A 26,229-nucleotide genomic window follows, 5' to 3' on the forward strand; every position below is an offset into this window, starting at 1 on the left:
CACAGCATCCTGACTATAGTTTACCATATTCTCAAGCGAAAGCAACCTTATATTGAACTGGGCCCCAATTATTACGAAGAGAAAAGGCGCAACATGGTTATACGGCAGTCTTTGAAAAAGCTTGAATCTTTAGGTTTGAAGGTCACGGTCGAAACGGTAGCATCTTAGATTTTTAGGTTTTTGTCATTACGTCGATATAGATTTTTTTATCCCATATTTTTCCAGTTGGATATGGGCTTAGTTTTTTATTGCCTTTTTTCGGAACATTATTTTCAGGATAGGTAGGCTAAAAACTTTAACATCGTGGCCGGCTCTAACATGGCGATAGGGTTTCAATCCCTTATAGGTAGGCTAAAAACGGGTAGTCGGCTCGCTTCCAACGCATCGAAAAACATAGTTTCAATCCCTTATAGGTAGGCTAAAAACCCGTAATATGGCTAAAAAATAAAAGATTTAAAGAGAAAATAGATTGGTTTAATTTTCAATAAATAATTCGACAAAAATACATAAAATCCTTCTCCCCCACATAAATTCTATCACTATTAGCATTTTTGCCAAGTCGTCGATCCCTGGGGGTTTTTGCATTACTGGAGATCGACGACATTTTTAATATTGCCTGAACCTTATAAATTCTTTAATGTCACTTATATAATCTCTAACCTCGTCCATTTCGTGAGGTATATTAGACCACTCCTCCTGGAGTTCTTCCGGCAGTCTAATAAAACATCTCACCCCATATAATTCTTTCGCTTGCTTTTCCTGGATCTCATCAATTTCGTGGGAAATTAACAAAAACATTTTTCTGCCTTCCCGACATTCTTTGTTCCTCATAATTACTCATATTACTCCTTCACAAACTTTTGCTTTCTATTACCTCAAAACAGCCAAAACCCTGGGAATTCTTGCTTCCCAATCCAGTATCATACGCAACCTTTAATAACGGAAAATCTGCAAAAACTTTATAAATTCCCATCCAACCTTTAACAACCGTTCCTTTATATTTTATTATTTTGCAGTACTTTTGATCCATCTTAAATGCAGGTTCTATTTTAAAATTCAAACTATCCACATCACAAATATTCAGCAGTTTAGCTTTTTTAAGTAGATTTTCTCTGACCAGCACAGCAAATTCATTTTCTTTAGGATTGAAATAATATGTTTTCTTACTCTCCCTATCATCAATATACGTTTTATAGACAACTACAGGTGAAAGCATTTTAATAAATAATCCATCTTTACATTTTTCTTCATCTAACTCTGACAAAACGGAAATCCCATTTATTTCTATGCCCTGTCCTATCAAATCAAGACCATTACTTTTTAAAAGCGAACTTGCAAAATCTTTTATAAACCTATCAACTGGCGAAGAAACTATTAGCTCGAATGGAGAATATATTTTGATCTTGTTACCCTGCAAAACCTCAAATCGTCCAAGCAATCTCGAAAAAGTAAAGAGTTTAAAACTCCTGCCGCCCAATTTAAATCCCAGATTATGCAAAAACTCCGAAAAATCTCTGCTTAGGTTTTTATAAATAAATGCTTGGACTATGTAATTGTAATTAATTGGCAGTATCAAAGGTTCTCTTGAAGAAAAAGAAATCCTCACCCTCATTATTACTCCTTCTTTCTAAACTTTTATTATCATGTGAGCGATTCTTTAAAGGAACATCTCTTCTCCACCTTTTTTTACTCCCATAGTTTCCCTCTCAGAATATTTAGTCGTTCTCAATATATAAAATATAATCGAATCTTCATCTTCTTTTATTACCCTTTTTAGCTCCATTTTCAATCTATTATAAGCTGCTTCCGTTATCTCTCCCTCCAAAACAGAATTTTGTACCCAGGTAAGGTACTTGCGGCATATTTTTAGCACTTTTCCGACCCGCTTTTCTCCTACGTCATATACCAAAATGAGAAACATACTCAATAAAATCCTCCAAATTACCACTTTGCCACAAATGGAACGTATTTTTTCTCTCCCATAAGGTGCTTTTCTAACTTATAAAACTCTAATCTGATAAGCCTTCTATAAGAAATATTTTTCCCTAATTCTCTATGATTGAATGTAGCGGAAAGCTTTGCTTCTAATTCCTTTATAAATTCTTTTTTTGCCTTTTCCTTCAGTATAAGACCTTCAAAATCCTTTTCAAAATCATTCCTATTAATAATTTTTCTTCCAATAAGTGTAAAAATAACCCTATCAACTATAATGGGTTTGAAAATTTCGGCAATATCGAGATTTAAAGTAAAACGCCTGAAATTAGTTGAATGTAAAAAACCTATCCTTGGATCTAGGTGTGTCTTATAAATCTCGCTTAAAATTATAGTATAAACAAGGGAGTTACCGAAGCTAATAAGAGTATTCAAGTTGTTTTCCGGAGGTCTTTTGCTTCTTTTAAAAAACTCAAAATCAGGATCTTCTAGTATTCTATCAAACGAAGAGTAATAATTTTCTCTTATATTCCCTTCTATCGCCATAATTTCGTCAATTTGTGTTAAATCATCTATCTTTGTTTCTAATTCCTTTATTTTACTGATTATATCTTCTAAATCCTTGCCCCTATTTTTGTAATAATTAACAACCTGAAGTATATTTTTAATTGCCCCTTTTACAAATTCCTTCGGTTTCCATTTACCATGATTTCACCTCTAAACTTTTAAAAACACCAAGCAGATATTTCCTCTGGAAGCCATTTAAAACCCCATTCAATGTCGTAGAAAGACTCTCGATCGCGAATGGGAACCCATCTTATACTTCCTGATTCGTTAAGAGAAATAGGGAGATTATTCTCTGCCCTATTAAGCAAAGGCCTTATAGTAATATCATGAAATTTCTTTTTGTACTTTATTGCCGCAAGCCGCCTTTCCATAAAAGGCTTTTTTTCATTTAGGACTTCTTTTGTGTATACTTCTAAAAGCCATTCTTCATCTTCAGCAGTAAGGGGAACGCAAACAGGAATTTGGTTTAGACGTTCCAATAGGTCAAATTCACTCAAGGCTTCTTGTTCTAATGAGTCGTATATAAGTTTTGTATAAGCATTCCAGAATTTCCACGACTGCTCTTTGGAGCTACTTTTTTTAACTATATTAAAATATTTTTCAACAATTTCCATATAATCTTTTTCTTCTATTCTCCCTGAATATTTTTCTTGAATCTCCTTCAGAATATTTCTCGCGGCTGTAATGTGCACCCCTCCGTATACATGGCTAGCTCTTCCATTTTCCAAAAATCCAACATAAACAAGCCCCGCGTTTATTTTCCCTTCCCTGTTGCAACGGCCTGCAACCTGCACAATTGAATCAAAGGGACCTATTTCTCTTATTACCGATGGAAAGTCGATATCCACCCCTGCCTCTACCACCTGAGTCGATATTAAAATGGCACGTCCGCAATCGTCCCTAAGGTGGTTTTTCAAATCTTTTAGCCTTTTTCGCCTCTGATTCGGCGTAATGTTGGTCGAAAGATATACCAGCCATTCATCAGCTTGGGGAGCAGTAAATCCATAAGGTTCTATTCCTAAAATTTTAACTTTGTCCTTTATCTTTTTATATAAGTCTATACTTGATCTAATGGTATTTACAACTACCATCACTGAACCATATTTCTCGTAAAGTTCCAATACCCATTCCGTCCATTGATCCTGCGATTTTTCCTCTAAGTCTACACTGAGAACCGTCCTATTCTGGTACTTAAAAAATTTCTTGTAGTTGGCACATAGCTCGCTAATACAGTTCTTATTAAATATCATGGGTTGTGTTGCTGTAATTTGTAGTATAGTTATTCCTATTTCGCTGCATAAAATTTGGAAAACCTTATTCGTTATATCCCAATACTCCAGGGGTATACTTTGAACCTCATCAAGGATTAGCACAGATCCGATAAAATTATGAAGTTTTTTCAAAAATCTGTTTCTGTACCCCATTACTGTTTGAAATACTTGAACGAAGGTAGTTACAATAATTTCGCTTTCCCAAGATTCTGTCAATAGCAGTGCTTCTTCTACAGACTTTTTTTCATCGTCTACAGAATAAGATACTTCGGCAAGGTAGTGGTGCCTTAGAAGGTATCGCTCGGATGAAGATTCGTATTCTCTCCCAAGCTGTGACGATAAAACCTTATGGTATTCCTCGTAATTTTGCTCGATAATGTTTATAAACGGAAGCGCATATATTATACGTGGCGCATATTCCTTGCCCCATTTTTCTTCCAGCGCATTTCTTATCCTCAGCGCTGCATCCAATGACGCAAAAGTTTTTCCCATTCCCGTAGGGGCCGTTATGGAAAGCAAACGCCGTTCAATACCCTCACTTAATAATTGTCTTACCTTTTCCTTTACCTCTTTATGAAATTCACTTCGCAACTTATCTAGTTCATGGCGCGGTTTTGGAAAGTTTTGAGATAAGTATTTTTCTACTATATTTTCCTGTATATGGATTCTTGGAAACCTTTCCATGCCAGCCGCACTAAATTTGTCAGCATCAACCAAAGCAGAGAACAAAAGTTGTCCCCATAAACAAATTCGTGCAGCCATCCCCTCATCTTTTTTGGACAATTCCTCTAGTTTAAAATACATGTTTTCTAATTCAGTAAAAACTTCGACTACCGGTTGATTTTTTAAAAATTCTCCCACCTCAACGGCGATTCCCAATTCTTTTAGATCACAATAAATACAATCCCAATTAATGTAAAGGTCTTTGAGTTGATCCTTCATTACTTTAAAAGAACTATAAAATTCATTATCGAGTTTTTTTATGTCATCAGGCCATTTTTTGAGACTTTTTCTAGTGCGCGGCAAAAGCTCGCGCGGGTATTTTAAATTTCCATGATGTCTGTGAATAACAAGAAAACACAAAAGAGGGATAAACTCCTTCCCCAGAATGTCAGGAAAATCAGCAAACCTCTTAATCGTTATATAAGCACCCAAAGTAGCTGAAATAAAGGCATGGTTGCTCGTATTATTTCCTACCTTTTCTCCCATTAAGTGCTTTTGAAAATAAGTAGTAAATTTCCCTAGGTCATGCGAAAGCCCTGTAAAATGCGCTGCTTTACTCAAAAGGGATCTTGCGGGAAGAGCTGGATGATCAAGCATCCTCCCCGCTTCTTCCCCCACGTATTTAAGGTGCTCTTTTAACAAACGGCCAGGGTGAGAATAATACTCCTTAATCATTCCAGGAAAACCCCGCACTCCTCTGGTGTTTTAAAAATTTCCCCTCTCACTTTGAGTTTCAGCGGTTTCCCAACAGCTTCCCATATTACTGAATCAGCTCTTTTTAACTGCCTTTCAGATGTAAAATCTATAGGAATTCTATCCTTGTGAATTCTCAATCCCGATTCTATGTTCGAAAATTCCTCAATATAATTTATAGGTAATACAGTAAAAATTTTTGCCTCTTTTCCATTATTGTGTCTAATCTCAAAATCTTCTTTTTCGTAAAGATAAACTTTTTGAATCCATGCAGTAAATTCAGTCAAACCAAAGTATAAAGGAAACCTCGTGCGTTGTTCATTTGCCATTGAATAAATTTCTTTAATAATGCCATGATCCTCATGCATGAAAAAAATTCTATAAATCAAAACACTATCTAGATCCATTGGAAATATTATTTCTAGAGGTACTTGAGTGCGCATTCTGTTACCATCCAAAAATTTACTAATACCTTCTTTATCTGTATCGAGATAGTTTACCGTCTGCATTATCGTTCGCCCAGGCTTCATTATTCTAATCCCTATTTTTGCTTTTTCCAATGAGAATAGACTATAATATCCGTCCCTTTCTTTTCCTAAAATGGCAGCCAACATACCGGCAATTGTAGTCCTAGGCGGAAAAGGGTACGACAAAGAAGAAGAATTCGCATAGAATTTCCTAAAATGTGCCATCTTGCCTGCCAGGTCCACAGAAAGCAGACTTTTCATCTCTTTCACCTCATTTAACATACAGACAACTCCGAGACCAAGTCACCGCCGAGCTTGCTTCGAAAAACCTCCCCTTCCTTAAATTCAGAATTTACCCATATATAAACTTTATTTATTCTATCTTGACTTTTATTAATCAATTCATAGAGCGGGTCGAAAACTAGCTCTGCCTGCTTGATGTTTTCTATCCCTTCTGTATTTTTTATGCCGACCCAATTCCTCAAATCCCCCAATATAGTTGTATCGTCCTTGTATTCTATCCTCATTAAAAATTGTGGACTTTGGCCTATTTTGCTCCTGGTTGTAGAAAGTAACATAAGGGATTTTATAAGCGAATGGTCGAGTACCTTTTGGTCGAGTTCAGAAAACCCCGTCTTTCTAGCCCTCCACGCGCTTTCAATGCCGTAAAAGGCAATTAGCGAATATTTTACCCGCCAGTCTTTGCCAAAAGTGCCGTACTGCCCTTTCTCACCCACATCCCTGCCAGCAAAATGGGAACTAATTGTAGACGAAGGTAAAAGTTCAACTTTATTCAACGAATATCCCCACGAAAATTGTACAGCACCAGTAAAGGTAGCCGAGCTCCCAGCTCCTCCTTCCTCTCCTCCGATTGGCATAGTTGCTCCAAAACAGCGCACATCAATAAGTTTCTCTAGCAATTTTTCCCTAAATTCCTTGTTTTTAGAAGCTTCCTTAGCCTTATATCCCAAATCCTTTGCTAAATTTTCAATGCGCTCTTTTGCAGTAGTCACCCGTTCCTCGACTTCGTCCCCTATTTTCCTGACCCACACGTCTTGAGGCATTGCATATCCTAAATTGAGCCACCACTCATCAATTTGGTTTATCCAAAAATCCCGCACGTATCTTTTTAGCCTCACATCGCTTACGAGATTTCTTCCAGTCTCATAATCCATCCTGGGTTTATTTTCATCATCTGGATCCCCATTGGGGTTGCACATCCTAGCATCGTATAAATATAAAATTTCGCTGTTAACCTTTATCAAATCCATGGCTTACGCATCCTCCTCTTCCTCCAATTTTTCTTCATCTTTGCCCTTTAGGGCCTGAGCTGTAGAAAAAGCATAACCGGATAATATCCAAAAAACATTATCTTCCGGAGATGCAAATTTCCCCAAAGATTTATCTAGTAGTTCTTTCATAGCAGCATACATGCCTTCTTTATACTTCCATATCTTATACTGATAAAGTTTTTCTAAAACTTCAGAGGCTAGCACTTTTATTTTAGCTTCCGTCATGCCCTGGAAATTTATTTTATTTATTATCGGCTTGGTTCCACCTTCATCAAACTGTTTTTTCCCTATTTCGCCTACAAGATATCCCAGAAGAAATAAAGCCCTTTGGTGGTCTGCCAGTCCCACTTTTCCCCAGTAATCCTTTATCTCGGGCGAGACTAAATCTTCCCATATCAACTTCGAGCCACCTCCTTGCAATTCTTTGAGCATCCCTAATTTCTTGAGATAATAAACGAAAAACTGAGCGCTTATCAAAAATTTTCCCAGGTCGTCCGCCAATCTCTTATCGCTTGTTGACTTTCTTTGGACATAAGCCTCGTATTTATTGAAAACATGTACCCTTGCTGTCTCCATTAAAAGCTTTGTTAAGTACATAAGCTTTACGGAACTTCCTTTCAATAGCGCCCCGAGCATATCAAGGTAAATACCTATCTGAGGTTCATTCCTAACTTTCCTTATTGGAAGTAAATAATATATCTTGATGTAATCTATAGCAAGATAATTTAGCTTCCCTTCCCCGAAAAGATCCCTGACTTCTTTCAACGCTTCTGCTAATTCTGTTAACCTATGCGGCGGTACATCCTGGACAAATCTCTGAACCTTAACTTCTGCCGAACCACGCGGGTGCCTTGCAAAAAGAAAATTCAACAGGTAAGAGTCATCGCCAACCTGCCTGTACCGGTCATCAGCGATTTTCTCCTGAAATTCCTCCAATGCTTCTAACTTATTCAGCCTTTCCACCTTTTCTTTCAGTCGGTCAGCCCATTCCCACGGTGTAAGCTGTTGCGGGTTAATATTTTGATAAAATTGTGGAATCAAATACACATCCGCTTCCCCAAATTTCATTTTTAAATGTTTCTCTACGAACCTCTCCCCTACAAGTAAATATTTGTAGCATTCCTCGCACACTGCATAATTTTTAAAAAAGCCCGCTTCTATTAAATTGCTGGCAAAACCTATTTTATCGTTGATGTAGAATTTTAATAGCCTAAAACGAGTAAAATTTTTAGTTATATTCACTGCTGACCTTTGGCACAGATGGCATTGACCTTTAATCTTATCTTCGAAAACATCGTCGACCATCTGTTTTTCCAGATATTCATGGTATTCAGGGTCTTCCGCTATAAGATGCCCGTTTATTTTTAGCGTAAAAAGCACGTCATCCTTTGTTGAAATCCCCCAATATTTATCAAGCCAATTCCTTACGACTTCCGCTACCAAAGCCATGAGCTTTTTGACGTTTTCTTTTTGTCCCTCTTCCCCATCTTTTTTTGCGTACTCTTCGTAAAATGAAGGAGTGCAAAAACCGCAGAGCTCTATCAACGTATTTATTTCGTCTCGTTTTTTCTTCTGAATTAGAGCAGTATCATTCATATTCATCTTTTCTAAATTCCATAGGTAGGCATATCTTTTTTCGCCACCCCTTAAACCCGGGATTTCACAGTAATATTTTGCGATAATTTGCTGAAGGTTGCTTTTTAATGTGCTTTTAGCGGGCAGTTGTCTTGCAAGATTGGGAATGGACTGAATAAGATATTGAAGGTTATCGGTGGTAATTCTATCCTGTGGCTTATTGCCCTTTACATTGCCAAGCCACTTTATCCTGTCTAACTTCTCAGAATCGATACCCCACGTTTCTACTTTGGGCTGCGCTACTTTTGTTGTGTCAAAATCTAAAACTACAATATTTTTTGCCCTATTCGCCGCATCCACCATGCTGCTTAAAAAAGATTCGCCGCCTGTTGTCATCAATATACTTTCTCCCAGAGTCTTTATAGCTTCTATCACCTTTTCACCCCCTTATCTCTTTCTATGTTACAAAATAAAGTTTATTTCTTTACAAACCTGAACATCCCGAACCCCTGGCTGTTTCTTTCGCCAATCCCTGCCTCATACGCCAATTGAATTAAATTTTTATCACCTTCAATCACAAAACCGCCCTTCATAACCCTTCACGTTGGTCCCCTGAACGGTAAAAAGCCTTGAACGCCATTTTCCAACAGGCTCAATGTTAATATTAATCGTATGGTCGAAAGTAATCCCAAGGGCCTTCGCTTTCCTTAAAAGATTAACTTCGATAACCCGCCGGAAATCTTCATCATCGGGCGAGAGAAATCGCTTTACAAGCTTGCCTTCCTTTTTAGCACCCGTTGAAGCTACCACCGGTGAAATAGTTTCGCATAACATTTTTCCGGAAATATCGGGAATGCCTTCAATCTCCACCTTCTCCACATAAAGGCGGATATTCCCGAGGCAAACCTCGCCTTCCAAAACCAGGGTCTTAACAAGGGCTTCTATAGGTGCATCGAGCGGCGACGAAAACCACCAGGTGAGAGGAGGGGTTACTTTTAACCCACCGGGTAAAGCTTTTGACTCTTTGGAAAATATCTTAGAAAAAACTAATAATTTATACCTGTGATCAGCAGTAAATCCCTCTTCATGCAGGAAAGTTCCAAACTCGGGGTTGGCCCTGGCTATCGCCCCGTACAAATAACCGTGCAGGAGGTGCGGATAATTCCACGGCAAGACTACCGGTTCTTCTCCTTGAAAAACGGCGCGTACGCGCATAAATCATCCCTCAATCCAAAAATTGCTCCATCCGCATTCCCCTGCTATATAGCCACAATTTTCGATGACATATAGCAACATAATTCACTTTTATGCCGCTGGTATACAATTCCTCATAATTCTGTTCTTTCACATAAGACACCTTTTATCATTTATTAATAAAAAATTTGTTCGCACTTACTTATTTCTATAAATTTTCTAAAAATCCTTTTAATGACAATAAAAATATTTCGACAAAATTTGATTTTTTATTTCACCTTTGTAACTTCGTAACTGACCTTTCGCACCCTTAACCTTTAAAAAAAATTTTTTAAGTGCCAAAAACTAGCAGGTACTCTGGCCATCTCTGTCGTATATATGATAAAAAAGCTTAAATTGGACAGGGGTAGCTGCAGTGGACTTTTTCGAAATGAAAGAATTAGGTGCCGGACCAGTAATAAGTGCCATATTCCGTCAGATAGGGTGCCATAACACAATAAACCAAATGCTAACATGGAACGAAAAACAGTGCCTCCACTCTCCGGCAACACACATACTCGCCATAATAATAAATATCCTCTCGGGAAAGAGAGTTGCATTATACAAAGTCTTTTCCACCCTTGCACTTAAAGCTGTAATACATGAGAATATTGACACAAAAGTGCTTCACGGTGATACGGACTGCAAAACTTCTTTATGGATAATACGATGAATAACCTTTCACACCTTCCAAGCACATTTAACCTAGTATCAGAACTAATTAGAAAAAGCTTTTTCTTCAGAGGACTGGGAAGAGTATTCCTCATAATAAAGTTCCTTACAGACTGAAAGAATTTGAAGCTGAAATTTTTGACCGCCGGTATAGGTTGGTAGTAGTATTGTCCATTAATCCCCGACAAACCTTAGGGTATTATTTCCATTTTTGGGGATGTAAAAATATATCGGTTTTATAGGAAAGGGTGCGAAATGTAAGTTAAAAAAAACCACCATGAAAAATTCAGTTTCTCGTGATATAATAATCGCTAGAATATTTTGGGTATTTTTTCGTATCTAGAAGAAAGGAGTTCAAATAATTACATGGAAGACAACAAAAATCTATACTTTATTTTATTTGCTTTAAGTTTAGGGTGGACCGTGCTTTACGCCGACAGGACTTCGCTGTATCCGCTTCTCTCGGTAATAGGAAGGGATTTTAATTTAAATAATACCCAGCTCGGCACGATAACCAGCAGTTATTTTCTGGTTTACGTAGCCATGCAAATTCCTGGGGGAATCGTCGCGGATAAAGTGGGAAAAAAACGTCTTATAGTACTGGGGATTTTAACTGCAGGAGTCTCGCTTTTTTGTTTCGGACTTTTCGGAAAAAGCTACGGCCTTCTGGTTTTGTTCGCAGCTCTTCATGGTCTTGGAGCCGGAACCTATTACCCTTGCGCCTACGGAATAATGCTCGAGTTGGTAGATTCAAAACACTGGGGGACATCGGCCGCCATAATAAATCTCGGAATGTCGTTTGGGTTAATCCTCGGCCTTGCGATAAGCGGACCATTGTATATGCATTTTAAGAGTTACTCTGCAATATTCATAGGACTTGCCCTTTTTACCATGGCGCTTTCCCTTCTTTTTATAAAAATTCTGCCGGAGGCTGAAAGCAGGTGCAACGCAAAAGCAAACTTTTTTGCCGTAAAAGAAGTGTTAAAAAACAAAAACCTCCTGCTACTTTATATCGCCCAATTTTGCGCTCTTTACGGATACTGGACCGCAGTCACGTGGGGAGCCACGTTTTTTAAGGAAGAGCGCGGCATCGGCATGGAACTTGCCGGGCTATTCGTAGCCATCGCGGGCATGAGCTCCATAATTCCCAGCCTCGTTATGGGAAGGATATCGGACATATTCGGCCGCAAGAAAATAGCCTTAATACTTTTTCCCTTAGGAGCCCTTACATTATATTTGATGGCCCACGTCCGAACCGCATCTGCCATAATCCTATCGCTTATTGCATACGGAATTATCGGAAAATCGTCCTGGGACCCCATAGCGGTAGCCTGGAGCGGCAGCCACGCATCGACCTTGGGAAATGAAGCCGCGAGCACCGCCATGGGAGTGTTCAACTTTTTCGGCATGATGTCCGCTGTAGTAGCTCCGGTCATCACCGGATTTATAAGGGATATCACGGGCTCTTTAGTTGCGGCTTATTATGTTGCCGCAGTTCTATCATTGTTGGGCGGAAGTTTGGTTATATTAGTTGACGAGAAACTTCCGCAACCGGATAATAAGCTTGGATAATATAAATTCAATCGGGAGGAATGATGTATTGAACGTGGTTAAAATTATAAAGTAACGAAAGGATAATATACAAAGTCGACTGCAACCTTATATGTAAACTCAAGCGGGTCCGCATCCGGCTGTTCGATTAATCTCATTAGGCCCCGGGATTGCCGGTAGTGGTTTCCCGGGGCCTTAATGCTTAGCGCAAGAACATTCATATCAATTCACAGCCAAGGGTGTTTTTCATCTCCTGAAGGGCAAATTCGTGAACGCTTTTGTCAAAAGAAGCCACGCCATCCCTGTATATTTTTACCGAGTATCCCCTTTCCCTGGCATCCTTGGCGGTATAGAGCACGCATATATTGGTGCACACGCCCACCAGATAAAGCTCGTTTATCCCCCGCTCTCTCAGGTAAAGGTCGAGATCAGTTCCGTAAAAAGCGCTGTACCTGCGCTTTTTTATTACTTTATCTTCTTTTGCAGGTTCCAGCTCCTTTATGACCATACTACCCCAGGTCCCAGAAATACAGTGGGGCGGAAACATCTCAAATTCCCTGTCATCCTTTTCATGGCTGTCGCAGATGAATATCACGGGACATTTTTCTTTTTTGAATTCCTCAATCTTTTGTTTTATAAAAGGGATTATGTTTCTTGACGCTTCCCCAACGTACAGGCTTCCCCCTTCTTCCACAAAATCATTGAGCATATCAATAACCAATAGTGCTCTGCCCATTTATATTTCCCCCTTTTAATATTTCGCCAATTTAATTTCTTTTGGGTATTATATACTATATTTTTTGCTCTTATCCTTCAGAAAAATTAATTAAAATTCCCTCTTGGAATATATCTTTGCCGACACGGAATACGAAAGGGCATAGATAAAAAAGGCTATAATTAGGACAAAATAACCGGAAAACAAGCTGCCTTTATTGAAAAAATTTGCAATAAACTTTCCCGCTGATTCCAAAAATAAAAATGCGTTGAAGATTCCTATGAATAAAATGACATTTACAATCCTCGCTTTTGAATAACCGAAGGTATAAAATACCGGAAGTCCTATGCTGTTCATTAAAAGAGCAGCAGCTAGCACTGCGGCAACACCTTCCGCAGGAAATGAAAAATGTATAAAATCAGAAAAAATCAATTCAGAAATCCAACCAAGGGCTGCGCAAAACCCAAGCGAGATTGTAAAAAATACAAATAGTGAAAGATAACGGGAAAGGACGATTTTCTTCCTGGATAAGGGGAGGGAATTCAACAATAAATGGGCGTTGTTTTTGTCGTCGCAATAGCATGCGTGCTGCATAAAAACGTAAGTTAAAATAAATGTCACGGGCAAAAATATATCGCCCCTTTTTAAACCGGAAAAGGAAATTATCGCAATTAAAGCCACGAAAATCAAATAGAATAAGTAACTTTTTTGAATCAACAAATCTTTTTTTACATTTTCTAAGCCAAAGATCTTCACTATCCCTCTATCTTTCTTTAGGAGGTTCATTATGAGCTTTATAGTGGTAGTCTTGCCCGCCCCATTTGGGCCGATAAATCCCATTATATAGCCTCTTTCAAGGGTAAAACTTACTTCTCTAAGTTCAAATCCGGAAAATCTCTTTCTTAAACCTACTACCTCCAGGATGGGTTCCATTTATCTAAACCTCCCCATACAGAATCTCGAGCATTTTCATCATTTCCTCCAAAGAAAGCCCTAAAGATTTCCCTGCAAAAACGGCTTCCTCAAGCTTTTCCTCCACCACTTTAAGGCGCATCTCCCTCAACAGCTCCCGGTTTCTTACTGCCACAAAAGTGCCTTTCCCCTGGGTTGTGACGATATATCCTTCCCTTTCGAGCTCTTCATAAGCTTTCTTCACTGTAATCACGCTTATTCCAAGTTCTTTTGCCATATTTCGTATGGAAAAAAGAAGTTCTCCTTCCTTAAGTACTCCTCGTATTATCATGTCCTTTATCTGCCTTGCTATCTGCTTGTATATTGGTTCTTCAGAAGTATTGGATATTAAAATGTTCATTTTTAAAACAGACCACCTCCCATAAACTGTATATATTGTTTATGTACAGTATATACTAATAAAATGACATTGTCAACGGAAATAATTTAAAATCGAGTAGGAGTGGGTGACTAACCCCCGTCCCCTCTCACCACCGGACATGCGGGTCCGCATCCGGCGGTTCACCAAGCTTTACGAAGCCTCTGATAACGTTCGGTTAAGCTCGTTAGACCCTGAGATTGCCAGTAGGCGTTGCCCAGGGCTCTATTCATTGGCCCGTGTGCCATCCGCCACGGACCTTTCCGCGCATTGGCAAATTCGTGTACCACTTGCTCGGGTAGTCCTAGAGCCCTAAGTTCTCGATATCTTGTCCGTACTCGTTTCCACTGTTTCCATAAACATAGGCGTAATCTACGGCGTATCCAGCCATCCAATTCTTCAAATATGCTGGGTGTTTCGGCCAGGGCAAAGTATCCCATCCACCCTCCAATGTAGGTGTTGAGGCGTTCTGCGCGTTCGGCTATGCTTACTGGTTTGTTCCGGGCCGTTATATCCCGTATTTTCGTCTTTACTCGTTCAATGGTTTGGGGTGCTAGGCGGATGAGTATTTGCCCTCCTCATTTCCAATTCTTTGTCCAGCTCATCTAGTAGTATGTTGGCTAGAAGTGGGCTTAGCGGTCCTCCCTGGGGTGTTCCTTTTGTTGTTTCCATTACTACTCCGTTTATCATAACGCCTGCCTGTAGGTATCGGCGAATAAGGGTCAATACCCTCTTATCTTTCACTCTCCGGGCTACTTTTGCCATGAGTATGTCGTGGTTTACTCGGTCGAAGAATTTCTCTATGTCCAGGTCGACTGCCCATTCGTATCCTTCTTCTACGTATTGTCTCGCTTTCCTTACTGCGTCGTGGGCTCTCTTCCCGGGCCGGAATCCGTAGCTGAATTCCGAAAATCCCGGGTCAAAGATGGGTGTTAATACTTGCAGGCGGGTACCCACCGCAGGTGGGTGTTGTTGGATGAGGCGGTCCATTACGGTGGGGATTCCTAATAGCCTCTTGCCTCCCCCGGGTTTCGGGATTTCGACCCGGCGCACGGGCTTAGGCTTGTAGGTCCCCGCAAGTAGTTCTCCCCGGATGCGCGGCCATTCGGCACGGATTTGGTCCCGAAGCCGTTCGGTCGGGATGCCGTCTATGCCGGGCGCGCCTCCGTTTTGTTCTACTCGCTTTAGGGCTGCTAGCATGTTGTTTCTTTCTACCACCCGCTCCATCAGGCCGCTATCGTTGTCCCCGCGAGGTGACTCTCCGCTTCGTGCCGGAGAAGAACTCGGCCCTCCCGCGGGCCCCTGTGGCTTCACCACTCCTTCCCGTAGGCAGGCCCCTTCCGGGGACATCTAGCGTCTTCGCTCTTCTCTCGAACTCATCGGACTCACCTCTTACTTGATGTTCGGGCCTTCCCTCAAAGTCCATGACCTCCAAGGTACTATGCCCAAAGCTTCCCCTGACGGTTCAGCCATGCCTTCCAGCATGGGTTACCAGTTTACCTGGCGTTACCATCAGGCCTCCCCGGGTAAGAGCGAAAGCCTCCCCGCGCCCGCCCCATATACCCTACCACCCCTTGGCAGCCTTGGATTTCGCTGTGATTCGCCAGCTCATCCGAACGGTCTGGCCTCATAACGGGTTCTTGTTCATCGGGCCGTGGCTTTCCCTCCGGCTTCCTTCGGCACCCACCTGCGGTGGGTACCCGACCTCACGATGGACACCCTTGCCTTTGGGGAGAGACTTTGCCTTTCCTGCAGTGGACTTTCACCAGAGTTTTCCCCATGCCGGGCGCACAAAATTATTAAGCGGGCTCTCGCCCGCTTTAAAAACTTCTTCAATTTCTCAATCTCTTTATTATGCTATTGCAAAATTTTCCGGTAGTTGCATTTCCTCCCAAATCGGGAGTCAGGTTTTCGCCGTTTCGAAAAACGTCGTAAAGTGCTTTTTCTATCCTGTCTGCCTTTTCTACTTCCCCAATATATCTTAGCATCATTGCTGCCGAAAGAATCATCGCCGTAGGGTTTGCTATATTTTTACCCGCTATATCCGGAGCGCTGCCGTGAACGGCCTCGAATACCGCAACACCATCGCCGATATTCGCTCCGGGGACAACCCCAAGCCCCCCGACCAGGCCCGCGCACAGATCGGAAATTATATCGCCGTAAAGGTTGGGACACAAAAGCACGTCGTATTTTTCGGGATTCTTCACAAGCTGCATGCACATATTGTCGACTATCAATTCTTCATAAGTTATATCGGGATAATCCTTTGCAACCTTCCTTGCGCATTCTAGAAAAAGCCCGTCGCTTAGCTTCATTATGTTGGCCTTATGAACAGCCGTTACTTTTTTTCTGTTTTCCTTTCTCGCGAATTCGAAGGCAAATTTTGCAATTCTCGTGGAGGCCTCGGCGGTTATCAGCTTTATGCTCTCGGCGGCCACATTCCCTATTTTGTGCTCGATCCCGGCGTACAGGTCCTCGGTGTTTTCCCTGACCACTACCAGGTCTATCCCCTCATACCTCGTCTTAATCCCATCTATGGACTTAGCGGGCCGAAGGTTTGCAAAAAGGCCCAGCTCCTGCCTCAGAGCCACATTTACGCTCCTGTGTCCGGATATCACCGGCGTTTCCGTAGGTCCTTTGAGGCAAACACCGTTTTCCTTTATTGAAGCCAGTACTTCATCGGGGAGCACCGGCTTCCCTTTTTTTGCTGCCGAAATCCCTGCATCCATAATTTCCCATTCAATTTGAGCGCCGCTTGCTTCCACAACTTTAACAGCAGCTTTTGCAATCTCTGGGCCTATCCCATCTCCTGGAATTAAAGTTGCTTTCCTCATTGTTGATCTTCTCCCAAGTTTTTCTTTATATAGTTGAGCAATCCCCCTTCAAGAAGGAGATTGATTTGCCTTTTTGTCAGATCAAAGCTTATGGGAATTTCTAATCGCTTAGTAACATTTTTCAGAACGCCCTTGCCTCTTTTTATCCCTTCTTTAACATCCTCTAGCAGGAGGTGGTCGCCTTCTTCTATTTTTTCATAGTCCATGCCGTTTTCGAATAATGCAGGCAATATCCCGTAATTCACCAAGTTATCCTTATGAATTCTTGCGAAAGATTTTGCAACGACCACCTTTATGCCAAGATAAAGCGGGACTAAAGCTGCGTGCTCCCTGCTGGAGCCTTGGCCGTAGTTTTCGCCCCCTACAATGATTCCACCATCTACTGATTTTGCTCTTTTAGCGAACTCTTTGTCTATGATGCTGAAGCAGTATTCAGAGAGGGCAGGTATGTTAGACCTCAGAGGAAGTAGCTTTGCAGTGCCGGGTATTATGTGGTCCGTCGTAATATTGTCTTCAACTTTTATGAGCACCTGGCCTTCAATAACATCGCCGACTTTGCTAGCCACCGGAATCGGTTTTATGTTAGGGCCGTAGAAAACCTCCACTTTTTCTTTTTCCCCGGCCGGCGGGATAATCATATTGTCGTTAATATAATACTGCTTTGGCTCTGATACTTCCGGCATTTCTCCTGACTCTCTAGGATCCGACAGCACCCCATTAATTGCCGTTACCGCTGCCACCGCAGGGCTAGCAAGGATCACCTGGGCATCCGCAGTGCCAGACCTTCCTTTGAAATTGCGGTTGAAGGTCCTGACAGACACGGCTCCTGAGCCCGGTGCCTGCCCCATGCCAATGCACGGTCCGCAGGTACATTCCAAAATCCTCGCGCCTGCCGAAATTATATCTGAAAGGATTCCACTTTCTGTCATCATCGTAAGTACCTGCCTCGATCCCGGTGAAATGACAAGACTTACGTCCGGGTGAACTGTTCTACCTCTTAGAATTTTTGCGACTAGCATCATGTCCTTGAAAGACGAATTGGTACAGCTTCCTATCGCAACCTGATCCACCTTCATACCTTTTACTTCACTTATGGGATGAACATTGTCCGGGCTGTGAGGCATTGCTACCAGAGGCTCCAGTTTTGAAAGGTCTATCACTATTTTTTCGTCGTACTTTGCATCTTCATCGGGCTTTAATTCCCTGAAGTCACTCTCTCTTCCCTGAGCCTTTAAAAACTCGTACGTCACCTCGTCGCTGGGGAAGATGGAGGTAGTCGCACCGAGCTCTGCCCCCATATTGGCTATTGTCGCCCTTTCGTGGACTGACAACGTCTTTACGCCTTCTCCCGTATATTCGAATATCTTCCCGACCCCGCCTTTTACCGTAAGCCTTCTTAAAAGCTCGAGGATGACATCCTTTGCAGTTACCCAGGGCTTTAGCTTCCCTTTCAGCTCCACATTTACTATATACGGCATTTTAAGGTAATAAGGGTAGCCCGCCATCGCAGCAGCTACGTCCAGCCCGCCAGCACCTATGGCAAGGCATCCTATCCCTCCAGCCGTTGGGGTATGGCTGTCCGAACCCAACAAAGTGTCACCAGGTACGGCAAATCTCTCTAAATTCACCTGGTGACAGATGCCGTTTCCGGCTTTTGAATAATAGATGCCGTACTTCTTGGCCACAGTAGCGATGAATTTATGGTCGTCGGCGTTTTCAAACCCGGTTTGCAGGGTATTGTGGTCTATATACGCCACAGACCTTTTGGTTTTCACTCTATCTATCCCCATAGCCTCCAACTGGAGGTATGCCATGGTCCCCGTAGCATCCTGAGTTAGTGTCTGGTCTATTTTTATCGCGATTTCTTCGCCGGGTTTCAAACTTCCTTCGACCAGGTGTTCAAGCAATATCTTCTGCGCAATATTGTATCCCAATTATACCACCTTCTTTTCCTTTTTTCTTTCTGCATCCCAGGCGTAGTACAAAAACAGGAATTCCTTTTCCGTGAGGCTTCTTTTCATCGAAACTGCAGTGTCCCGGACCCTGTCGAGAAGTTCTTTCGCCTCCTCCTTTTCCATCTTGATCCCGTACTTTTCAAGGACGCTGACCAATGCAGCCGTCCCGGAATGCTTGCCGATAAAAATTTTGCGCTCTAGTCCCACTTCTGCAGGGTTGAATACCTCGTAAGTCTCGGGGTGCTTTAAAGCTCCGTCTACGTGAATACCTGATTCGTGGGCGAAGATATTTTCTCCCACTACCGGCTTCCAGGAGGGCAGGAACCTGCCGCTCGCCTTTGATACGTATTCGGAAACTTCCCTGAACATTTCCTGCTTTAGCCCGTGGTCGATTTTTAAAGCGTGTTTCAATGCCATAGCAACTTCCTCAAGCGCAGCGTTGCCAGCTCTTTCTCCCAGGCCGTTTACCGTTACCCCCGCATGGGTCGCCCCGGCTTTTATGGCCGCTACGGTATTTGCTGTCGCCATGCCGAAATCGTTATGTGCGTGGATCTCTATGTCCATCGAAGTTCTTTCCTTTAGCCTTTTAATAATTTCGTAAGTCGTGAGCGGCTCTAAAAATCCAACGGTATCGCAGAACCTGAAGCGGTCGGCACCGGCTTCTTTTGCAGCAAGAACGAAACTCACCAGGTACTCGAAATCGGCCCTTGAAGCGTCTTCCCCGTTTACGGAAACGTACACGCCTTCCTTTTTTGCAAATTCCACCGCTTTCCTCATTTGCTCTATAACTTGTTCCCTCGAAGAGCGGAGCTTGTATTTTATGTGCAAATCCGACACAGCGATTGAAATTGCCACCGCATCCACGCCACACCTTATCGACCGCGCTATATCATCTATGACCGCCCTGTTCCATGCCATTATGCTGGCCTTCAGTCCAAGCTTTACTATCTGGCGCATCGTTTCTTCCTCTTCAGCCCCCATCGCGGGAATACCCGCTTCGATCTGGTCCACTCCCATCATATCAAGAAGCCTTGCTATCATTATCTTTTCTTCTCGCGCAAAAACCACTCCTGCGGTCTGTTCCCCGTCCCTTAACGTAGTATCCACCCAAATTACCTTCTTATTGCCGTTTTCACCCATTGTAACACCTCCACCGGTATTCACGATTTATTGTATACAATTATACTTATATTCACGGATTCTGTCAATAAAAAAATACATGCCAAAACGCATGTATTTCAAGTCTTTTGTTTTTCTCTTTCGAATTCTGTTAGAACTTCCTCGAATATGCTTACCGCCTTTTTGGCATCATCTATGGTTATATTGAGGGGCGGAAGCATTCTCACAACTCCGTTTCCTGCAGCAACCAAAAGAAGCCCTTTTTCTAAAGCCTTCGATATTATCGGGCCCACATCCTGAGCTGCCATCTGGATGCCTAACATCAACCCTTTGCCCCTTACATCCGCTACAGAAGGGTGGGATTTATTCAATTCAAGTAGTCTGGACTTCAGGTAATTCCCAACCTTTTCTGCGTTTTCCACAACGCCATTGAGAAGCTCCTTCATCACCGCTATGCCCGCAGCGCAGGACACTGGATTCCCCCCAAAAGTCGAGGCATGGTCTCCCGGCTCGAAACCCGATGACGCATTGCCCGTCGCTACTACCGCACCCAGAGGAAGTCCCCCGGCAATGCCCTTGGCAAGGGTCATTATGTCGGGCTCTACATCATAATGCTGGTAGGCAAAGAGTTTGCCGGTCCTACCCATCCCTGTCTGTATCTCGTCAAATATTAGGAGCAGTCCCTTTTCATCGCAAAGTTCCCTTACTTTCTTGAGGTAATCCTGGTCTGCCTCATACACCCCGCCCTCTCCCTGGACGGGTTCCAGCATTATTGCGCATGTATTTTCATCGACGGCACTTTTTAGCGCTTCAAAATTGTTGAAAGGCACATGCTTGAATCCCTCTACTAAAGGCCCAAAGCCTGAATGGTATTTGGGCTGCCCCGTGGCGCTCAATGCACCCATAGTCCTTCCATGGAAGGATTGGCTTGCCGCAATGATACCGTATTTATGTTCACCGTACTTTTTCTTCGAATATTTCCTCGCAAGTTTTATAGCCGCTTCGTTGGCCTCTGCCCCGCTGTTGCAGAAAAACACCTTGTCGCCGAAAGAATTTTCTACGAGGAGTTTTGCCAGTTCAATCTGTGGGGCATACCAGTACAGGTTGGAACAGTGAAGCAACTTCTCGCACTGGTTTTTTATCGCCTCCACTACCGCTGGATGGCAGTGTCCCAGGTTGTTTACTGCTATTCCCGACGTAAAATCGAGGTATTCCCTACCTTGGGTGTCATAAACTAAAACTCCGCTTCCCCTTTCCAGCACAACTGGGTATCTTTTATAGGTGTTCATCACGTACATCATACCCTTTTTGATGTAGTCCATTTTACCTTATCCCTCCTTATTTTTCAATCGTCGTGCCGACCCCATCTTCGTCAAACAGCGCAAGGAGGACGGCATGGGGCACGCGTCCGTCTACTATTTGAGCCTTTTTTACACCTCTTTTCACTGCCTCGACACAGCACATAATTTTAGGTATCATGCCACCATCTATCACGCCTCTCTTTATTAATTCCAGGGCTCTTTCCGTCTTTAGGCTTCTTATTAATGAAGTCTTTCCAGACCGGTCTTCATAAACACCTTCTACATCTGTCAAAAGTATCAGTTTTTCGGCACCAAGGCCCGCGGCTATTTCGCCAGCCGCCGTATCGGCGTTTATGTTATATGTCCTTCCGTCTTCTCCAGAGGTAACGGGCGAAACAACGCATATATATCCCTCTCTTGAAAGGATATCCAATATCTTTGCATTTACCGATTTTATCCTGCCCACAAAGCCGATATCTCCGTTACTTAGGTCTTTTTCCGCAGTAAAAAGCCCTCCATCCTTTCCGCTTAACCCTACCGCCTTTCCACCGCATCGATTTATTTGCGAAACTATTTTTTTATTTATTTGCCCCGACAGAACCATTTCCACCACTTCGACGGTTTGTTCATCGGTAACTCTGAGACCGTTGACAAATTTCGGGGTTATACCTAATTTTTGCGAAACTTCGCTTATTTTCTTGCCTCCTCCGTGCACGAGCACGATATTTATCCCCGAATTTTTTAAGAGGACGATATCCTCTATTAGAGTATCTTCCTGACCTTCGCTCCCCATAGCGCTTCCGCCGTACTTTATTACGATGGTTTTCTCGCGGTAGTCTCTTACTGAAAAAAGAGCTCTTTTAAAAACTTCGACCCTTTCAAAAGCCTGCATCCTGATTCTCTCCTTTTTGCAGCTTAAGTCCTGTAACTTGCGTTTATTTTTACATAGTCATAAGAAAGGTCGCACCCCCAAGCAGTTGCATTAAATTCCCCTTGTTTTAGGTCAACCGTCAAGTTCACATCCTTTTCCGAAAGGATCTCTTTTGCCTTTTCTTCCGAAAAGTCAAGGCCAACGCCATTTTCAACTAACTTTACCTCTCCTTTTTTGCTGGAGATAAATATATCCACCTCTTCCGGGTCAAAATCTATTCCCGAATAGCCTACTGCACACATAATCCTTCCCCAGTTGGCATCTTCTCCAAATATGGCCGCTTTTACAAGGTAGGATTTGGAAATCGTCCTCGCAGCCTTTACAGCACTCTCCTTATCCCTTGCGTTTTTTACCGTAATCTCTATTAACTTCGTCGCACCTTCCCCATCCCTTGCAATCATCTTTGCAAATTCTACGCATAATTTCTCAAGGGCTAGATAGAAAATCTCGTACTCATCGGTGCCCTCTGTTATAGTGTTGTTTCCAGCCAGTCCATTCGACATTATCAATACCATGTCGTTAGTGCTCGTATCGCCATCTACGCTTATCATGTTGAAGGATTTATCTGCAGCATCCTTCAACGCCTTTCGCAGTGCTTTTTCTTCTATGTTCGCATCGGTTGTCAAAAAGCAAAGCATCGTAGCCATATCCGGATGAATCATTCCCGAGCCTTTCGCCATCCCGCCAATGGTAATTTCCCTACCATGAATTTTTATTTTCACTGCCGCTTCTTTTTTAAAAGTATCCGTCGTCATTATCGCCAAAGCTGCATCAGAGGCGCCCTCTACACTTAAAATTTTTGCACAGCTTTCTATACCTTCCCTTACCTTATCCATCGGGAGGTACACTCCGATAACCCCAGTAGAAGCCACTGCCACATCGCAGGGAGCTATATTTAATCGTTTTGCAGTAATTTCTGTCATTTCTTTCGCATCTTTCAAGCCCTTTTCCCCCGTGCATGCATTGGCATTGCCGCTGTTTGCTACAATTGCCTGGATTTTGCCATCTTTTATGTTTTCCATCGTCACAAGCACCGGGGCGGCCTTTACCTTGTTGGTCGTAAAGACCCCCGCTGCTACGGCAGGCACTTTGGAAAATACAATGGCCAGGTCCTTCTTGCATTTTTTAATGCCGCAGTGCACTCCCGCTGCCAAAAAACCTTTTGGAGCGGTGACTCCACCTTCAACAAATACGATGTCCATATCGAGTCTCCTTTCGCAGATTGAATTTTAATAAAGAATTTTACGGATATATTGCAGGGAAATCAAGTCCCATATACTCCGGAAAATCAAAAAGAATATTCATGTTTTGAACTGCCTGCCCCGACGCACCCTTCATCAGATTATCGATGGCTGAAATAATTATGAGCTTCCCGGTATGCTCATCGTAGGCCAGCCCGATGTGACAATGGTTAGATCCATAAGTGTCCTTTGTGCGTGGGAACCGGCCCTCTTCCAATAATTTTACGAAAAATTCCCCTTTATAAAAATCAACGTAAGCTTCCCTCACTTCTTTCACGGAAATATCTTCCTTGAGGTTACAATATATGGTGCTCAGGATACCCCTGGTCATAGGCACCAGGTGAGGGGTAAACGTCACTTTAATTTCTTTTCCGCAGATCTTGCCGAGTTCCTGCTCTATTTCCGGAGTATGTCTGTGGTTTGCAACACCATAAGCTTTTGTGCTCTCGTTGCATTCCGCATATAGGTTTCCTAAAGTAAGGCTGTGCCCCGCTCCCGATACGCCCGACTTTGAGTCTATTATTATATCTTCCGTTAGGATAAGCCCATATTTCAAACATGGTGCTAGTGCAAGTATGGCACTCGTCGGATAGCAGCCCGGATTCCCTATGACATTTGCATTTTTGATTTTTTTCCTGTAGATTTCCGGAAGCCCGTAGACTCGCCTCACGCCTTCATGCAATTTAAAGGGCTTTCCGTACCATTTTTCGTACACCAAAGGGTCGTCAAATCTAAAATCTGCGCCAAGGTCTATGAGCTTTTTCCCTGATGAAATTATTTCACCCGCAAACTCCAGCGCATGTCCGCTGGGTAATGCGGTGAAGATCACGTCGGACTTTTTTATGAGTTCCTTTACATTTAGCTCGTCACACTTCATGGAAAAATAACCCTTCAAACTGGGATACAGATCATCGTATTCCCGTCCTGCATAATTGTTAGAAGTTATGCCGACTATGACTACCTCAGGGTGACGGGACAACAGCCTTACAAGCTCCACTCCGGTATAGCCAGTTGCCCCTACAACGCAGGCCTTAATCATTCGCTTCCCCTCCAATTCTACATTTATATTATGCATAAACAATCTTTTTTCTGCATAAGTTTACATTTGCATTCCATTATAAACGTTAAGGGGAAAAAATGCAATATTTTTTTAAAAGTGATTTTTATCACGGAAAATTCCATTATTTTAAGGTATATTCCAATTTAAAGAACAACTAAATGGAGGGATTTTGGATGGAAATCATAAACCTAGAGCAAAGCGCAATATCTTCCGGTGAAAAAATTATCCCAAGCCGAATAATAGAAAAGGAAGAAGTCCAGGTGGTGCTGCTTGCCTTTGAACCTGGACAGGGCGTGCCGGAGCATAAGACTCCTGTGGATGTATTTTTTTACGTAGTAAAGGGGACGGTGGAAATAACAATAGGAGAAGATAACGAAGAGATACGAGAGGGCAACATAGTGCTGAGTCCCGCCAACATCCCCCACGCTATTAAAAATAACTCCAGTGGAAGGGCCATGGTCCTAGTTATAAAAACCCCAAACCCCCAGTATATTAAAAAATAAAAAAGCCCCGTTTTTTTCGGGGCTTTTTCACTTACATAAAGGCTTTTCTCATCTCTTCTGCTTGCCTGCGGTCAAGCTGCATTATCATCCTCATGAGTTCCGCCACGTGGTGCTTTTCATCATTGGCAATCTCAAGGAAAAGCTGTCTTGCCTGGGTGACATTCGTCATACGAGCGTGCCTTTCGTATTGATTTATGGCCTGAAGCTCGCCTATCAAGTCTTCCCTAAGCATTTCAAGCAGCGTCGCCCGTCCATCGTCGTAATGCATTACTCCTTCGCCTTCCATCATGAAATTCACTCCTTTTTAAATCTATCACTAATAAAATATGAAGGCGAAAGGCTTTGTGTTATTAAAACCTGATGTCTTCCTTTGCCACTGCCGCGACGCCTATACAGGTATCCGCCGCACCGTAGTATACGTAAATCACCTCATCCTTCTCGCAGGCGCCGCAACTGAAAACTACATTCGGCACAAGGCCTTGTTTTTCCCATTCCAATTCGGGCTCTAAAATTGGTTCCGCCTGCCTTGCCAGGACTTTGGAAGGGTCTTCTAGATCCAGCAGAGCAGCTCCAAGCCTGTAGACGTGGTTTTCATCTACCCCGTGGTAAATGAGAAACCATCCTTCCTCTAGCTTCAAAGGAGGCCCGGCTATGCCTATCTTTTTGGAATCCCAAAAGCCCGGCCTGGGGGTCATGATTATTCTGTGGTCATACCATGTCCTCAAATCGTCGGAATATGCTATCCATATATTAGGGTGTCTCCTGTGAAAGAGCACGTATTTGCCTTTTACCCTTTCCGGCAGAAGTGCCGCGTCTTTGTTGGGCTCGTCAAGGAGTATTCTTTTGCCGGACCAATTCTCTAGGTCCTCCGATTCCACCAGGGTTATCCTTATATCTTCCCAGCTCCTGCCGCCGAAGGCGGTATAGAGCATGTAGTACTTGCCGTCGAGTTTTGTTATCCTGGGGTCTTCAATTCCCCAGGCTTCCTGCTCGGTAGTCCCAACAAGCAAAGGCTTGTCAAACCTTTGAAAATCTATTCCGTCGACACTTTTCGCATAACCTATTGAAGATACGAATTTGTACTTTTCTTCGGGTTTAGGAGTATCGAGTTTAAAAGAGTTATTGGAGGCTCTATAAAAGAGGTGAAAGTATCCACCCTCGTATAAAGCCGCTGCGTTGAACACCGCAAACTTTTCCCATTCGTGCCCGGGATTGGGAAGGAGTACTGGCTTTTCGGAAAGTCTCCTGAGTCTTATCATCCCAT

At 42.7% G+C, this 26,229-nt stretch carries 25 protein-coding genes and 3 pseudogenes; 4 read left to right on the forward strand and 24 right to left on the reverse strand.

All coding sequences use genetic code 11. The features are described 5' to 3' along the window. A pseudogene (locus tag BUB66_RS12745) lies at positions 1-168 on the forward strand (IS110 family RNA-guided transposase); the annotation flags it as partial. Positions 169-606: 438 nt separating this feature from the next. Here the strand turns inward: BUB66_RS12745 and BUB66_RS09250 are convergent. The 11 genes and pseudogenes from BUB66_RS09250 to BUB66_RS12750 form a co-directional block, all read right to left on the reverse strand. Further along, entirely contained in the window at positions 607-798 is a 192-nt protein-coding gene (locus BUB66_RS09250) for a hypothetical protein (protein WP_143156260.1), read from the reverse strand. A gap of 52 nt (positions 799-850) precedes the next feature. Beyond that, complete coding sequence (gene cas6 / locus BUB66_RS09255; protein WP_073257834.1) at positions 851-1,612, reverse strand: CRISPR-associated endoribonuclease Cas6; 762 nt, start codon at positions 1,610-1,612, stop codon at positions 851-853. A 45-nt stretch (positions 1,613-1,657) separates the two neighbouring features. Beyond that, on the reverse strand, positions 1,658-1,921 hold the full coding sequence (gene cas2 / locus BUB66_RS09260; RefSeq protein ID WP_073257836.1) for a CRISPR-associated endonuclease Cas2: 264 nt from the start codon (positions 1,919-1,921) through the stop codon (positions 1,658-1,660). Positions 1,922-1,941: 20 nt separating this feature from the next. Continuing rightward, positions 1,942-2,622: pseudogene (gene cas1b / locus BUB66_RS09265) on the reverse strand (type I-B CRISPR-associated endonuclease Cas1b); the annotation flags it as partial. 35 nt (positions 2,623-2,657) lie between these two features. Next, complete coding sequence (locus BUB66_RS09270; protein ID WP_073257838.1) at positions 2,658-5,168, reverse strand: CRISPR-associated helicase/endonuclease Cas3; 2,511 nt, start codon at positions 5,166-5,168, stop codon at positions 2,658-2,660. Next, positions 5,165-5,914 (reverse strand): CRISPR-associated protein Cas5, encoded by a 750-nt coding sequence (cas5, locus tag BUB66_RS09275; protein ID WP_244269819.1) that lies wholly within the window; start codon positions 5,912-5,914, stop codon positions 5,165-5,167. Before cas5 ends, BUB66_RS09270 begins: the two co-directional genes overlap by 4 nt. 14 nt (positions 5,915-5,928) lie before the next feature. Beyond that, positions 5,929-6,924, reverse strand: a complete 996-nt coding sequence (cas7b, locus tag BUB66_RS09280; RefSeq protein ID WP_073257842.1) for a type I-B CRISPR-associated protein Cas7/Csh2 — start codon at positions 6,922-6,924, stop codon at positions 5,929-5,931. A 3-nt stretch (positions 6,925-6,927) separates the two neighbouring features. Then, positions 6,928-8,955 carry a TIGR02556 family CRISPR-associated protein gene (locus BUB66_RS09285; RefSeq protein ID WP_073257844.1) on the reverse strand — a complete coding sequence of 676 codons (2,028 nt, stop codon included), beginning with the start codon at positions 8,953-8,955 and terminating at the stop codon, positions 6,928-6,930. A gap of 41 nt (positions 8,956-8,996) precedes the next feature. Then, positions 8,997-9,113, reverse strand: a complete 117-nt coding sequence (locus BUB66_RS12650) for a CRISPR-associated endoribonuclease Cas6 (RefSeq protein WP_198409427.1) — start codon at positions 9,111-9,113, stop codon at positions 8,997-8,999. Further along, complete coding sequence (gene cas6, locus BUB66_RS09290; RefSeq protein WP_198409428.1) at positions 9,091-9,735, reverse strand: CRISPR-associated endoribonuclease Cas6; 645 nt, start codon at positions 9,733-9,735, stop codon at positions 9,091-9,093. The genes BUB66_RS12650 and cas6 (BUB66_RS09290) overlap by 23 nt, the downstream gene beginning before the upstream one ends. 10 nt (positions 9,736-9,745) lie before the next feature. Continuing rightward, complete coding sequence (locus BUB66_RS12750; protein ID WP_084098965.1) at positions 9,746-9,877, reverse strand: Dna2/Cas4 domain-containing protein; 132 nt, start codon at positions 9,875-9,877, stop codon at positions 9,746-9,748. Positions 9,878-10,129: 252 nt separating this feature from the next. Between BUB66_RS12750 and BUB66_RS09300 the strand changes: the two genes are divergently transcribed. Beyond that, entirely contained in the window at positions 10,130-10,426 is a 297-nt protein-coding gene (locus BUB66_RS09300; RefSeq protein WP_073257846.1) for a DUF4277 domain-containing protein, read from the forward strand. A 365-nt stretch (positions 10,427-10,791) separates the two neighbouring features. After that, positions 10,792-11,997: an MFS transporter gene (locus tag BUB66_RS09305; RefSeq protein WP_073257849.1), complete on the forward strand. Its 1,206-nt coding sequence runs from the start codon at positions 10,792-10,794 to the stop codon at positions 11,995-11,997. Positions 11,998-12,193: 196 nt separating this feature from the next. Here BUB66_RS09305 and BUB66_RS09310 read toward each other — a convergent pair whose 3' ends face one another. The 11 genes and pseudogenes from BUB66_RS09310 to argC form a co-directional block, all read right to left on the reverse strand. After that, positions 12,194-12,712, reverse strand: a complete 519-nt coding sequence (locus BUB66_RS09310; RefSeq protein ID WP_073257851.1) for a cysteine hydrolase family protein — start codon at positions 12,710-12,712, stop codon at positions 12,194-12,196. 90 nt (positions 12,713-12,802) lie between these two features. Further along, positions 12,803-13,624 (reverse strand): ABC-2 transporter permease, encoded by an 822-nt coding sequence (locus BUB66_RS09315; protein WP_073257853.1) that lies wholly within the window; start codon positions 13,622-13,624, stop codon positions 12,803-12,805. 4 nt (positions 13,625-13,628) lie between these two features. Then, entirely contained in the window at positions 13,629-14,003 is a 375-nt protein-coding gene (locus tag BUB66_RS09320; RefSeq protein WP_073257855.1) for a GntR family transcriptional regulator, read from the reverse strand. A 161-nt stretch (positions 14,004-14,164) separates the two neighbouring features. Then, positions 14,165-15,248 (reverse strand): annotated as a pseudogene (locus BUB66_RS12755) (group II intron reverse transcriptase/maturase). 605 nt (positions 15,249-15,853) lie between these two features. Continuing rightward, a complete protein-coding gene (locus BUB66_RS09335) occupies positions 15,854-16,855 on the reverse strand; it encodes an isocitrate dehydrogenase (NAD(+)) (protein WP_073257861.1) in 1,002 nt (333 codons plus the stop codon). Beyond that, positions 16,852-18,789: an aconitate hydratase gene (locus tag BUB66_RS09340; RefSeq protein ID WP_073257863.1), complete on the reverse strand. Its 1,938-nt coding sequence runs from the start codon at positions 18,787-18,789 to the stop codon at positions 16,852-16,854. The genes BUB66_RS09335 and BUB66_RS09340 overlap by 4 nt, the downstream gene beginning before the upstream one ends. Continuing rightward, positions 18,790-19,950: a homocitrate synthase gene (gene nifV / locus BUB66_RS09345; RefSeq protein ID WP_073257865.1), complete on the reverse strand. Its 1,161-nt coding sequence runs from the start codon at positions 19,948-19,950 to the stop codon at positions 18,790-18,792. A gap of 98 nt (positions 19,951-20,048) precedes the next feature. Further along, positions 20,049-21,251 (reverse strand): acetylornithine transaminase, encoded by a 1,203-nt coding sequence (locus BUB66_RS09350; RefSeq protein ID WP_084098966.1) that lies wholly within the window; start codon positions 21,249-21,251, stop codon positions 20,049-20,051. Positions 21,252-21,267: 16 nt separating this feature from the next. Next, positions 21,268-22,122, reverse strand: coding sequence for an acetylglutamate kinase (gene argB / locus BUB66_RS09355; protein ID WP_073257867.1), 855 nt, complete (start codon positions 22,120-22,122; stop codon positions 21,268-21,270). A gap of 23 nt (positions 22,123-22,145) precedes the next feature. Then, entirely contained in the window at positions 22,146-23,363 is a 1,218-nt protein-coding gene (gene argJ, locus BUB66_RS09360) for a bifunctional ornithine acetyltransferase/N-acetylglutamate synthase (RefSeq protein WP_073257869.1), read from the reverse strand. A 40-nt stretch (positions 23,364-23,403) separates the two neighbouring features. After that, a complete protein-coding gene (gene argC, locus BUB66_RS09365; protein WP_073257871.1) occupies positions 23,404-24,441 on the reverse strand; it encodes an N-acetyl-gamma-glutamyl-phosphate reductase in 1,038 nt (345 codons plus the stop codon). A 194-nt stretch (positions 24,442-24,635) separates the two neighbouring features. Between argC and BUB66_RS09370 the strand changes: the two genes are divergently transcribed. After that, complete coding sequence (locus BUB66_RS09370; protein ID WP_073257873.1) at positions 24,636-24,965, forward strand: cupin domain-containing protein; 330 nt, start codon at positions 24,636-24,638, stop codon at positions 24,963-24,965. A 31-nt stretch (positions 24,966-24,996) separates the two neighbouring features. Here the strand turns inward: BUB66_RS09370 and BUB66_RS09375 are convergent, their stop codons facing one another. After that, positions 24,997-25,254, reverse strand: a complete 258-nt coding sequence (locus BUB66_RS09375; RefSeq protein WP_073257876.1) for a ferritin family protein — start codon at positions 25,252-25,254, stop codon at positions 24,997-24,999. A 61-nt stretch (positions 25,255-25,315) separates the two neighbouring features. Then, the gene (locus BUB66_RS09380) at positions 25,316-26,224 is read right to left on the reverse strand and encodes a beta-1,2-mannobiose phosphorylase (RefSeq protein WP_073257878.1); all 909 of its coding nucleotides are present in this window, start codon (positions 26,222-26,224) and stop codon (positions 25,316-25,318) included. Positions 26,225-26,229: the final 5 nt, after the last annotated feature.

The sequence above is a fragment of the Caldanaerovirga acetigignens genome (genome assembly GCF_900142995.1).
In the GTDB taxonomy this organism is placed as follows: Bacteria; Bacillota; Thermosediminibacteria; order Thermosediminibacterales; family Thermosediminibacteraceae; genus Fervidicola; species Fervidicola acetigignens.